This window comes from Haloprofundus marisrubri (assembly GCF_001469955.1).
Taxonomy (GTDB): domain Archaea; phylum Halobacteriota; class Halobacteria; order Halobacteriales; family Haloferacaceae; genus Haloprofundus; species Haloprofundus marisrubri.
Window position 1 is genome coordinate 1 of the sequence record NZ_LOPU01000005.1, and the last position, 9,941, is coordinate 9,941.

Annotated in this window: 15 protein-coding genes and 2 pseudogenes; 9 read left to right on the top strand and 8 right to left on the bottom strand. The window is 55.6% G+C overall.

Annotation, left to right across the window (positions count from 1 at the left end):
- Positions 1-213: 213 nt before the first annotated feature.
- Entirely contained in the window at positions 214-747 is a 534-nt protein-coding gene (locus AUR64_RS01740) for a hypothetical protein (protein WP_058580240.1), read from the bottom strand.
- 91 nt (positions 748-838) lie between these two features.
- Positions 839-1,006, bottom strand: a complete 168-nt coding sequence (locus AUR64_RS20375; protein ID WP_155120470.1) for a hypothetical protein — start codon at positions 1,004-1,006, stop codon at positions 839-841.
- 106 nt (positions 1,007-1,112) lie between these two features.
- Here AUR64_RS20375 and AUR64_RS01745 point away from each other — a divergent pair, with 106 nt between their 5' ends.
- Together AUR64_RS01745 and AUR64_RS01750 are read left to right on the top strand one after the other, a co-directional pair.
- Positions 1,113-1,421, top strand: a complete 309-nt coding sequence (locus tag AUR64_RS01745) for a toxin-antitoxin system TumE family protein (protein ID WP_058580241.1) — start codon at positions 1,113-1,115, stop codon at positions 1,419-1,421.
- Positions 1,408-1,848 (top strand): HVO_A0114 family putative DNA-binding protein, encoded by a 441-nt coding sequence (locus AUR64_RS01750; RefSeq protein WP_058580242.1) that lies wholly within the window; start codon positions 1,408-1,410, stop codon positions 1,846-1,848. Before AUR64_RS01745 ends, AUR64_RS01750 begins: the two co-directional genes overlap by 14 nt.
- 29 nt (positions 1,849-1,877) lie before the next feature.
- Here the strand turns inward: AUR64_RS01750 and AUR64_RS01755 are convergent, their stop codons facing one another.
- From AUR64_RS01755 to AUR64_RS19895, 3 genes and pseudogenes are all read right to left on the bottom strand, one after another.
- Positions 1,878-2,075: a hypothetical protein gene (locus AUR64_RS01755; RefSeq protein ID WP_058580243.1), complete on the bottom strand. Its 198-nt coding sequence runs from the start codon at positions 2,073-2,075 to the stop codon at positions 1,878-1,880.
- Between the two features lie 54 nt (positions 2,076-2,129).
- Positions 2,130-2,448 (bottom strand): annotated as a pseudogene (locus AUR64_RS01760) (DUF7389 domain-containing protein).
- Positions 2,449-2,615: 167 nt separating this feature from the next.
- A pseudogene (locus AUR64_RS19895) lies at positions 2,616-3,100 on the bottom strand (hypothetical protein).
- A 383-nt stretch (positions 3,101-3,483) separates the two neighbouring features.
- On the opposite strand from AUR64_RS19895, the gene AUR64_RS01770 reads away from it, so the two are divergent.
- From AUR64_RS01770 to AUR64_RS01785, 4 genes are all read left to right on the top strand, one after another.
- On the top strand, positions 3,484-4,071 hold the full coding sequence (locus AUR64_RS01770; RefSeq protein ID WP_058580245.1) for a TetR/AcrR family transcriptional regulator: 588 nt from the start codon (positions 3,484-3,486) through the stop codon (positions 4,069-4,071).
- 121 nt (positions 4,072-4,192) lie between these two features.
- The gene (locus AUR64_RS01775; RefSeq protein WP_058580246.1) at positions 4,193-4,585 is read left to right on the top strand and encodes a hypothetical protein; all 393 of its coding nucleotides are present in this window, start codon (positions 4,193-4,195) and stop codon (positions 4,583-4,585) included.
- A 212-nt stretch (positions 4,586-4,797) separates the two neighbouring features.
- Entirely contained in the window at positions 4,798-5,331 is a 534-nt protein-coding gene (locus AUR64_RS01780; protein ID WP_058580247.1) for a hypothetical protein, read from the top strand.
- A gap of 7 nt (positions 5,332-5,338) precedes the next feature.
- Complete coding sequence (locus tag AUR64_RS01785) at positions 5,339-6,004, top strand: DUF2306 domain-containing protein (protein ID WP_058580248.1); 666 nt, start codon at positions 5,339-5,341, stop codon at positions 6,002-6,004.
- A 123-nt stretch (positions 6,005-6,127) separates the two neighbouring features.
- On the opposite strand, the gene AUR64_RS01790 is transcribed toward AUR64_RS01785, so the two are convergent.
- Positions 6,128-6,769, bottom strand: a complete 642-nt coding sequence (locus AUR64_RS01790) for a helix-turn-helix domain-containing protein (protein ID WP_058580250.1) — start codon at positions 6,767-6,769, stop codon at positions 6,128-6,130.
- 195 nt (positions 6,770-6,964) lie between these two features.
- On the opposite strand from AUR64_RS01790, the gene AUR64_RS01795 reads away from it, so the two are divergent.
- From AUR64_RS01795 to AUR64_RS01805, 3 genes are all read left to right on the top strand, one after another.
- A complete protein-coding gene (locus AUR64_RS01795) occupies positions 6,965-7,618 on the top strand; it encodes a hypothetical protein (protein ID WP_058580251.1) in 654 nt (217 codons plus the stop codon).
- Entirely contained in the window at positions 7,615-8,094 is a 480-nt protein-coding gene (locus tag AUR64_RS01800) for a hypothetical protein (protein WP_058580249.1), read from the top strand. Before AUR64_RS01795 ends, AUR64_RS01800 begins: the two co-directional genes overlap by 4 nt.
- A 281-nt stretch (positions 8,095-8,375) precedes the next feature.
- Positions 8,376-9,059, top strand: coding sequence for a cyclase family protein (locus tag AUR64_RS01805; RefSeq protein ID WP_058580252.1), 684 nt, complete (start codon positions 8,376-8,378; stop codon positions 9,057-9,059).
- A gap of 207 nt (positions 9,060-9,266) precedes the next feature.
- On the opposite strand, the gene AUR64_RS19900 is transcribed toward AUR64_RS01805, so the two are convergent.
- Together AUR64_RS19900 and AUR64_RS21355 are read right to left on the bottom strand one after the other, a co-directional pair.
- Positions 9,267-9,671: an SWIM zinc finger family protein gene (locus tag AUR64_RS19900; protein ID WP_082230550.1), complete on the bottom strand. Its 405-nt coding sequence runs from the start codon at positions 9,669-9,671 to the stop codon at positions 9,267-9,269.
- A gap of 104 nt (positions 9,672-9,775) precedes the next feature.
- Positions 9,776-9,941, bottom strand: a 166-nt coding sequence (locus AUR64_RS21355) for a type II toxin-antitoxin system RelE family toxin (RefSeq protein ID WP_394326094.1), incomplete at its 5' end; no start/stop codon positions are given.

The following is a 9,941-nucleotide window of genomic DNA, read 5'->3' on the forward strand; positions in this document are numbered from 1 at the left end:
AACGGCGGGGTTTCCTCGCTACCGCAAGACGGCAATCCCGAGGAGTTGGAGTGGACGAGAGGGAGATGGGGACATAGTCTCGATTCACTATCAATTGTCTAAGTACTTTCTGGGTGCTAGTGTTGAAGTGGGTTAGTCGCCAAGAAGGGGAAATCGAATCGTCAGTATCTCAAATAGGCCATAGCAATTTACTATAATTTAGCTTCCAATTTCTTAGTCAGTCGACTCCTTTTCCATATCTGTGAGCATATCGCGGTAGACGTCGAACTGTTCGTGTTCTACCGCTGTAGTCGCGAGGAGGGTTTTGAGGTAGCCCCATCGAGCCATGGATACACCTCCCGGTGTCGTCAGAGCCGAGAGTGGAATCGATGGTGGGTGGTGGCCTTCGTCACCGGGTGAATAGTCGATGAGTGTAAGCTCGCTTGCGTCTGCGCTGAGGATACCGTTCGATTCAGCAATTGAAAACAGTACGACTGCTTCTTTCCAGCCGTCCGTTTTCGGCTCAACGGCATCAACTTCGCAGTTTTCACATCGAGCAGCGTCCAGTATCCATCCCTTCGGGGGGTTGCTGAGCGCCTCTATATTCGCCAAATCATAGACGCTCACAATGTCATACATCACTGGCTCCTCAAGTGAAATTTGAACCTCACAGAAGTCACAACAGAACGTATTGTTACGACCAACTCGCTCGCCATGGATGTCCCGTTTCAGTTGTTCTAGATCCCAGTCGGGGTTTGAGCTAGACATATACCCGCGTTGAGCGAGACCAATTATAGGCTTTCTCGCCCAAAGCTATCGCTTATCAAGTGATACATAGTGCGAGCGCATACCCGCGTCTTTAGGCGCGGGAGGAGGTCAAGCCATCCTCACCACACAGTGGGCACTCTTGGGTTTCCTTTTCCTCCCAGTTCGGAGCACGCACCCCGACGCTGTCGTAGTAGTCGCCGAGGACCTCACTCGCCAGCTTCGACCACGACCGACCTTGCTGGCCAATCGTCTGTGTCATTGCGCGGCGTTGTTTCGCGTCGACAAGTGAGGGATTCTCGTCGATATTGAGGTACTGCTGTCCTCTGCAACAACAGTTATGGTGATGTGGTGCATAACAACATTAGATGACCGGGAATGGCGCGAAACGAATCATCGATCAAACAATCGACTATCCGGAATCGGATCGCTTCGCGCATATCTCGGTGTGGTCCGTTCCCGAGTCAGAAGCCTACCCTGAGGGAATCAAGTACAGCATGCACTACGGTAATAAGGCGGGAGACACGGTTCTCCGTTACGACAATGCCCATCCGGAGACGAAAGGTCACGAACGTCACGTTGGCGAGGACATCGACGAAGACTACGAGTATCCCGGCAGCTACGTCGAGGTCCTGCAGCGATTTCGACGCGAGGTGAATGAATATGAGCAAAACTGAATCAACCAATGATGGATCGAACGACCGCCGGACGCTGACCGTTCGGGTCGGCACACCTGACAATGCTTTCGATGCGGTCGAAGCAAAGCTCGCGGCCGTTGAAGCGGGCGACGAACCAGAGCCACTCTACGAAGTGGTTCTCCAGCGTGAGGAAGACCTCCAGCGATTATTGTCTGCGAAAAACGTCCAGCTCCTGCAGACTATCGCTCGTGAGGAGCCACAGAGTATTCGTGAAGCTGCACGACTCGTCGACCGTGACGTCCGACAGGTTCACGACAACCTCTCGGAGCTCGAAACACTTGGACTAGTTGAGTTCGAGCAGGTTGGTCGCTCGAAGAGGCCGACGGTGTGGTACGACGACATCAATATCGAACTCCCGGTTGCGATCACCGATACAGAACCAGTTGATGATAGCGCGAAGGCCTGAGATATCCGTTTGTCTCTCACCGATACGATTCATTCCTCCTGTGCACGCTGTTCGAGCCGTCGGAGAATCTGTACACGTTGCTGATTCGCGTTTTCGTAGGCGACACAGGCTCGAAGCGTCGCCATATCGTGAATGGTCGCAATGCCCGCATCGATGAGATGGGTGGTCGGTGCTTCGAGCCGCTGCTCGGGTGTCAGGCCGGTCGCTGCCGTTGATTCGTTGCTCATTGAGTTTCGCCTCCAGCCATTCTGGAGGCGCGAAAAACAAGCTCTCCGAGCGCTCTATTCTGCTTCGTCGTCGGGCTGAATCTGCCGAACGTCTTCGGCGAGGTCGCGCAGATACGCTCGCAGCGTGTCCATGTCTTCGCGGGCCTCCGAAAGCGTTCGTACCTTGACCTTGGCCGTCAGTTCATCCTGGTCTCGCGTCGCCGTTCCACGCTTCAGCTTCACCGTCAACGAGACGCCGACGTTCACGAGAGCGAAGCTCTCGTTAGCCCATCAGAACGCTTTGCGTTCTGAGGACGTCACTGCGCTCAACGTATTCGGTCTGGGTTGTGTCCTCTCGATTCGATTCCGTCGCTGGTGGGTTGTCGTTAGTCATTGGTCTATTGTGCGGGTTTTCTGTCCCCCGCACCCCTCTGGGGGCGAAAAAATTACTCGGCGCTCACCGAATCAGCAGGTTCGTTATCTTTTTAACCAACAAAAGCGGCGGCGGCCGCGCTCTGTTGGTTAAGACCATGGTGCCTGTTCTGTCGGGCGACTCTTGGCTCAGTAGTGGATATTCGCTGGAACGATCCACACCTGCTCGTCGGAGTCGAGGACACGATCAAGCTGGTCGTGATGGCGAATCGCAGCGCCGTACTCATCGTACAGGAAGAGCGACGGCCCTCGATAGGCTCCAAGGTTGTAGCAGGCATGGCGAGCAAGCTCCTTGTCTCGCATGAGTTCCTCAGTGCTGAACTCCTCGACAGCGGTCCGCACTCGTTCGAGATTCCGCTCGAACTCTTCGGTCGTTGCGTTCCATCCTCGTTCCAGGAGTTCTGCCCCTTCGTCGGAGTCGACCGGGGCCACTACGGGTAATTCACTCCATCGGGCCTTTCCGGCGACAGACGTTGTCTCGTCGTCAAACGTGACGTAGTAATCAAAGACGGCGTCGGGGCCGACGCCGACGAGACGGTCGAACGCTGCGTTCCTTTGGCGAGGGCATCGTCTCTATTCGGTGCTTCAACGAGCGCGTAGATGAGTTGGTGCATTGTGGTTCTCGGGACGCGATCTGTGTGACGCCCCGCACCCTTCGGGGGCAGAAAAACGCTCTCCGGTGCACTCCAGTTCGCTTGTGTTTCGTCGCTCTCGGTTACCCCTCAATCAGTGATAGGTTTCTGTGGTCGTGGTGAATACAGAGCGCAAGTGTGTCGCAAGAGAACTTCGGGGCCACACCAGACAGGGACCTCAAAACACGGACTGGAACGGTTCTCCTTCCCCGTCGTCTTCTGCCAGTGCCAGCGTTCACCACCGGCTGTCGTCAATCGTATCCTCTACTCCTGCTCTCACCTGCCACCTCCCTCGCTTCGGAGCATCGTCGCCTTGTGCGATCGAACGCAAGGCTAAAACGAGTGAGTGTTCACTAAGCAGGCTAGTGACAGAGGCAGTCCCCACTGAGACACAGGCGGAAATCGCAGACGCAGTACGCAAAGCACTCGCCAAACACGGCTACGCCCGCCTCACGACGGCGAAGATCGCCGCGGAGAGTTCGAAGACCGAGGCCGGGCTCTACTACCACTACGACTCCAAAGACGCGATGGTCGCCGCCTTCCTCGAAGGTGCGACTGGGTTCCTGAAACGCCAGCTCGAAGACCTCGAAGCAGCTGACCCTGAGCCCCGACTCAGGGAAGCCTGTGACCGGTTGTTCGTGAAGTTCGACGACGAACCGCGACGACGAACCAACATCGCCGTGATGGAACTACTCGCCCACGCCCCCCACAATGAGACGCTCCAAGCGCCGCTTCTCGAACTCGAATCCAGTAACCTCGCAGTCCTCGAAAAGATCGTCGAAGACGGCATCGAACAGGATGTCTTCCGCGAGGTTGACGCTCGGGGCGTCGCGGCGTTTCTCCTCGCCGCTGCGAGTGGCTCAACCGGATTCTATCTCGCACTTGGGATGGAAGACATCGGACCCCCGCTCCACACCCAAGCCGAGTCGTATATCGACTCGCTATTAGTATAACAGGGGTGTGTCGTTCTAAACGGAGATTCTAAACGTATTCGCTCGCACACGCTCGCGACTCCACTCCAGTGCTCTAAGTCACACGGACAAGTTATGTCGAGTCGGGAACGAGACTGGATACATGGACGAAGATGAGGGGTTCTCGGGAGTCTCTGTCGATGGCCGTGTGTTCAGATCGGTCTCGAACGATGCCGATGGGGACGTCGGGGGAGAGACGTACTTCTGGTTCGAACAGACCGACGACCTGATTCACGCACGGTACCACGGTGGGTCGGTCAGGCTTGGGCATCTCGTTGGACACCATCTCGGCGACACGCTCGATTTTCGCTACACACACGCGACGACAGGTGGCGACACGGCGACAGGTCGTTCCGTCGACCGCATCGAACGGCTTGACGATGGTCGACTCCGACTGCACGAAGAATGGGAGTGGGACTCGAAACCGGGTTCAGGATCGAGTATCCTCGAAGAAGTCTCCGAGCAACAGATTCCACACATCGAGGAATCACTCTAAGCCAACATCGTTCGTGACGACAGGGTGGTGTTAAACTGGTTCTCAACAGGGGGTGGGCTTCTTACCGTGGCTGACACACTCGGGCACCTGAAGGACATCTCTGAGAGCTGGTTGAGTACATAACCACCACGTCAGCGGTGTTGTGTGCCATTTCCGCACTTAGTGAGTATTCACTAAGTAGATTTATGACCTCCCTTCTCTATCATCAGGTGATGACAAGTACGACGAAGTCGACGGCCAACCTCGGACGCGGTCACGCACAGGCACTGGCCACCAGACTCAGAGCAGTTTCCGCTTTCGCATGGATTGCCGCGGCGGTCGGCGGGTTCATCGGGAGCGTCCCGCTCGGCCTTATGATGCAGTACGGGAACCCCGAGCCCTTGATTTCGCTCGCCTTACCTATGATGTACGGCCTCGCCGGTCCAGACGTGCTCGTTGGATGGGCAATTCATCAGTTCCACGGCGCCGCACTCGGAGTGATGTACGTCGTCGCCGTCCAATGGGAACCGCTCACCGAGTACGCGAAGACGCTCCGTGGGGCCGCCGCCCTCGCCATCGTCGTCGGCGTCGTCTCGACGGCCCTGCTTTCGGTGTTGCTGATGCCGCTCTGGCTGGGTGTGGTCGGGTACCCGTTCACGCCTGCGTTCCCCGATCTCACAATGCCTGAGAAGCTCTGGAGTGTCCTCGGTCACATCATCTACGCGCTCCCGGCGACGGTCGGGTACGCGCTCGTCATGAGGCGGTGAAGCTACTGTGGTTGTTGAAGACATCACCCTTGGCCTCCACATTCTCGCTGGGTTTGCGGCGCTGTTTGCCGGTGCTGGCGCGTTTGCGACAAAGAAGGGTGGCTACCGCCACCGACGCCTCGGTCGCGTCTATGTTGGGTCGATGGCGTTCGTCTCGGCTTCGGCGCTCGCGTTGTTCGTGTTCGACCCGACCCCATCCCGGCAGTTCCTCGCGCTCGTCGCGGTGTTCAGTTTCTACTTCGTCTTCTCCGGGTATCGCGTCCTTTCGCGCAAGCGGCCGAGTGACACTCCTGCGGCTATCGACTGGGCCGCGACGGTGTTGCTCGTCGGCGCCGGTGTCGGCCTGAGTACGCTCGGGACAACACAGCTTCTGTCTGGAGCAGGGTTTGGGACGGTGATGCTCGTCTTCGGGGGGATCGCTCTCGGGTTCGGCGGCAACGATCTCCAGCAGTTTCGGCATGGAGTGTCCGACCCTAGAGCGTGGTTCTACGGCCACCTCTCACGGATGGCGGGCGGCTACATTGCGACAGTGACGGCCTTCTCGTCGGTCAACTTCACGTTCCTGCCGTCGGTGGTCAGTTGGCTGTGGCCGACCGTGATTGGGACGCCACTCATCTTTCTGCTTGTGCGCCGGTATCGAACGCAGTTTTCGGGCGGGGCTGCCAGTGCCTGAGTAGCTGTTTCTCCGGGAGTTACCCTCTTACGTGTGGATGGACATCAGAGCACCTAGTTAATTCCTTGACCACTGTACAGTCTTGAGTGCCTGACTTGGCCAGTGGAATTTTCGACAACAAGCTCATCTGACAAGTGCAGAGAACACACGGTGTTCGATTTTTCGGAGGTGCTCGCTCACGGTTGTAGTTGCGACACCGATCTGAGCCGCAATCTTCTCGTGGGTCGTTCCTCTCGGTGTTTCATAGTATCCCTCCTCAACTGCCACCGTGAGTACCTCCATCTGCCGCTCGGTCAGTAGCGATATAATCTCACTCTCTCCTGGCTTGCGCTCTCCCTTTCTGAGAAGAGTTAGCTCGATATCTGACGGAATTTCTGAGATGACACGATGAAGCGTTTGTTCGTCTCCGCTCATGGTGATTTTGAGTCCGTTATCGGTATGTGTTATAGGTGTCTCGAACACGATTCCGTGCGTCCGGGCAAGAGAGAAAAATTCACGAATCGGGTTGATTGGGCGACCATGGATGTACACAAGTCCCTCCTCGCTCTCTGGCACATCACAGGAAATGACCTCGTCGTGGTTCGTGAGGTGCGTTCTTACTTGATTGAGGTCGCCTCGAAGATAGTAGAGCAGAACAATCGTCCCATCTTCGAGAATGGTAACGTAGTGAAGTGACTCACGGATTATCGAGGGGTCCGCTGCGAGTAACCGATTCGCAGGGTGGAACCCACCATCGACTGTGATTTCCAGCGTGATCGACTTCATCATGATACTCCTATCCCCTGCAGTATATAAACAAGCCTGTCCAGGTGAGGCAACGTCGGCTTGCAAACTCCAGTCTAATGATAGTCTGCTCTATGATAAGACAATGGCTCGGTTGGCATCAGTTGCACATCGAACGGCTGCTGAAAGCAGTGTTCTCTGGCTCTGTGAATGACCATACGACTGGAGGAATTTGAGATGGGTGTTCGAATCAACGAGTCTGAAAGCTGGTCCACGGCGTTGCGTACTCGAGACGCGATTCTCCCGGGGATGGTGACGCTGATTTTGGTTGCGATCTTCGCGTATCTCTCTCCGGGACTGTCACTAATTGTCACGTTCGTCCCCGCAATTATTCTCGCATATGTCTGTTATCTACTAACGAGTTTTCAGCAAATGCCCGACCCAAGTCGTGTGCTCCCAGTCTACCTGGTGGCCTTTGGTGTCCAGTTTTTGCACTTCGCCGAGGAGTTTACGACTGAGTTCTACACCCGCTGGCCGGTTGAGGTTTTCAACGCCGCTCCGTTTGAGCTCACGACGTTCGTTCAGATCAATATGGTCTCGTATGCTGCGTTCGCTCTCGGTGCAGTCGCCATCTACCGTGGTATCAAAGGGCCGATGCTCATCGTCTGGTTTTTCACGATTATGGGAGTCATCGGAAACGCCGTTCTGCATCCCGTGTATCCAATCCTCGCGACCGGAGAGTTCGGCTACTTCCCTGGGCTCTATACGTCCGTCATCTATCTTATTCTCGGTCCAATCCTGTTTTACCGTCTATGGGAGATCCGAAGCGATAGTGGCAGTGGTGTGAACCGTGACGTTGAGACGAACAGCAAAGCGGGGAGCAGTCAATGAGGTACAACAGGTGGGTGACGGCTGGCATTGCAGGAAGTATTGGTATCTTCGTTGCAAATCTCGTCAGTCAGGTCCTGTTCTTCCAGCTGGGAGAGGAGATCTTATTCCACTCGGACCAGCAGAGCGACAAACTGATCGCCGTCATGACTCAGATGGAACCGCTGCCAGTGATGGAAACAGATCCGGGGGTATACATGACGATCTCGTTATTCATCGGTGCACTCCATGGCGGAGTTTTCGCGTACATTCGCGATTCGCTACCGGAAAACACCATTAAGAGTGGATTGGCATATGGTGGAATCCTCTGGGTGTTGATGGCCCTCTATTTTGAGTTTCATGCACCGTTCAATATGTTCGGTGAACCACTCCCACTTCTGGGACTGGAACTGTTCTTCTGGGTCATTGTCGTTAGCGTTGAGGGTGTGCTTATCAGCACACTCTATGATCGGTTTGGCAATCCAGGGTTGATCTACTGATGGGAGTCGAGCAGAACCTGGCGTGCCGAATCGGAGGCGATGACAAATGTGAACATACGCAACTGGCTTATATTGGGCAGATGGGCCTGATAGGGATGTATGAATGCGACGGTTGCGGTGCCGTCCTCACGGCCAGTGAATAGGACCCGAGATCAGCTGATGAATATGATGAGTCGCATGTCGAAACACCCGATGTCTTTCAGCGACCGAGACTCTGTAGCGACAATAAAACATGAAACACCACGCAGGATTAGTAACAGATGTTGAATAAGGTAGACAGTATGAAGTTCGTCGATCTAAGTCACACGTTCGAGGACGGGATGCCCGGATTTCGTCACGAGAACGATGACGGGACACACACGGAGTATACTGCGGAAGTGTCTCCGTTCTTTTCCCATGAGGAGTCACGGGAGAAGTACGACGGCAAAGCCGCGTTCGAAGTCACCGAAATGCGGTTCCAGACGTCTATGGGGACGTACCTCGATTCACCGTACCATCGGCATCTGGAGGGGCGGGACATCAGTGAACTTGACATCGGCGAACTGATACTCCCTGGGACAGTCGTCGATGCCCGAGGACTTGGTGGTGACGAGGAATTGACCACCGACGCACTTCCCCGAGAGGATGACCTCGCAGGTTCTGCCGTCCTGTTCAATTTTGGATGGGACAAACACTGGGGCTCAGAGCAGTACCACTCCTACCCATACATCTCTGAGGCCGTCATTGAGAGACTAATCGATGCAGACGTTTCTCTGGTCGGGGTGGACACGTTGAACGCCGACGACCACCAGAATCCCACCCGCCCGGCTCACACTCGACTCCTTGACGAGGAGATCTTCATCGTCGAGAATCTCTGCAATCTCGATTTGCTCGTTGGTGAGTCATTCCGATTCTTCGCTGTGCCGATCAAAGCCAAAGACACTGCTGCAATGCCCATTCGTGCGTTTGCCGAAGTTGACCAGTGAGTCAAGAAGACGGTATTCGCAATGTGTGGCAGGATATACTGACCGGATTAAGCGACTCAAACAGTATGTATCCCCACTAGCTGTCTGTCACCCACACCCTTTCTCGGCTTGTGACTATTGTGCTGCATACATCCTCTAAGTTCAGCGCGCACTTTCTGTCACCACTTGGAGAAATAGACCGATAGCTGCTCGCTTTGTGAGCCGGTGCTACTCCGGGAGCGTTCGCTTCCCCGTTCGATAACACTCCCAGCAGGGGAACCCGTCGCTCAGATCTGCACAGTCGCACTCATCTGACTCTGCAGTGTCGCCATCGCTCACGACGGTTCCGCCGTCGGCGACCGCTTGCGTCGCAACGGCATCAAGGAGTAGTGGCCGAATCGCAACTGCCACACGGTGTTTGCAGGCTGAGGAATACTTTGCGTCGGCTGGACACTCACAAGCTACCGGGATTCCGTCGTCGACGGTGACGTTGTACTCGTGTTTTGCTGGTTCAGCGTGACTGCAGTTTCTGACGCGAATACCGCCATCACAGAGTTTGAACTCGAATGCCTCGTATTGCGCTCGTTTGACGACTCTCCGAGTTGTGTCGAGGTGTGCAAATGCGTTCGTCATGGGTTGACGAGGCACCTCTTGAGTGCCCCGCACCCTTCAGGGGCACATAAAATCTCTGTGGAGCGTTCACCGGAGAGTGGTTTCGACTGCCGAGAGAACTCCTCTCAGGGTGGGAGGTGCCGGTCGTAGATGTTCCGACGATGACCAACAGCCTCGACGATGAGTACGTCTTGATCACGGTCCCACGTGATGGTGACATCCTCCTCGCCGTAAACGGCGAGGCTTCCCACGCATGGGGAATACCAGTTAGTCGTCGTCACCAGAACCGTC

What these genes read in the sequence shown, in the direction of transcription:
- AUR64_RS01745 (WP_058580241.1), top strand. Translation starts at nt 1,113, where the DNA reads ATGACCGGGAATGGCGCGAAACGAATCATCGATCAAACAATCGACTAT.
- AUR64_RS01740 (WP_058580240.1), bottom strand. Translation starts at nt 747, where the DNA reads ATGTCTAGCTCAAACCCCGACTGGGATCTAGAACAACTGAAACGGGAC.
- AUR64_RS01755 (WP_058580243.1), bottom strand. Translation starts at nt 2,075, where the DNA reads ATGAGCAACGAATCAACGGCAGCGACCGGCCTGACACCCGAGCAGCGG.
- AUR64_RS01805 (WP_058580252.1), top strand. Translation starts at nt 8,376, where the DNA reads ATGAAGTTCGTCGATCTAAGTCACACGTTCGAGGACGGGATGCCCGGA.
- AUR64_RS01750 (WP_058580242.1), top strand. Translation starts at nt 1,408, where the DNA reads ATGAGCAAAACTGAATCAACCAATGATGGATCGAACGACCGCCGGACG.
- AUR64_RS01775 (WP_058580246.1), top strand. Translation starts at nt 4,193, where the DNA reads ATGGACGAAGATGAGGGGTTCTCGGGAGTCTCTGTCGATGGCCGTGTG.
- AUR64_RS19900 (WP_082230550.1), bottom strand. Translation starts at nt 9,671, where the DNA reads ATGACGAACGCATTTGCACACCTCGACACAACTCGGAGAGTCGTCAAA.
- AUR64_RS01800 (WP_058580249.1), top strand. Translation starts at nt 7,615, where the DNA reads ATGAGGTACAACAGGTGGGTGACGGCTGGCATTGCAGGAAGTATTGGT.
- AUR64_RS01780 (WP_058580247.1), top strand. Translation starts at nt 4,798, where the DNA reads ATGACAAGTACGACGAAGTCGACGGCCAACCTCGGACGCGGTCACGCA.
- AUR64_RS01795 (WP_058580251.1), top strand. Translation starts at nt 6,965, where the DNA reads ATGGGTGTTCGAATCAACGAGTCTGAAAGCTGGTCCACGGCGTTGCGT.
- AUR64_RS20375 (WP_155120470.1), bottom strand. Translation starts at nt 1,006, where the DNA reads ATGACACAGACGATTGGCCAGCAAGGTCGGTCGTGGTCGAAGCTGGCG.
- AUR64_RS01790 (WP_058580250.1), bottom strand. Translation starts at nt 6,769, where the DNA reads ATGAAGTCGATCACGCTGGAAATCACAGTCGATGGTGGGTTCCACCCT.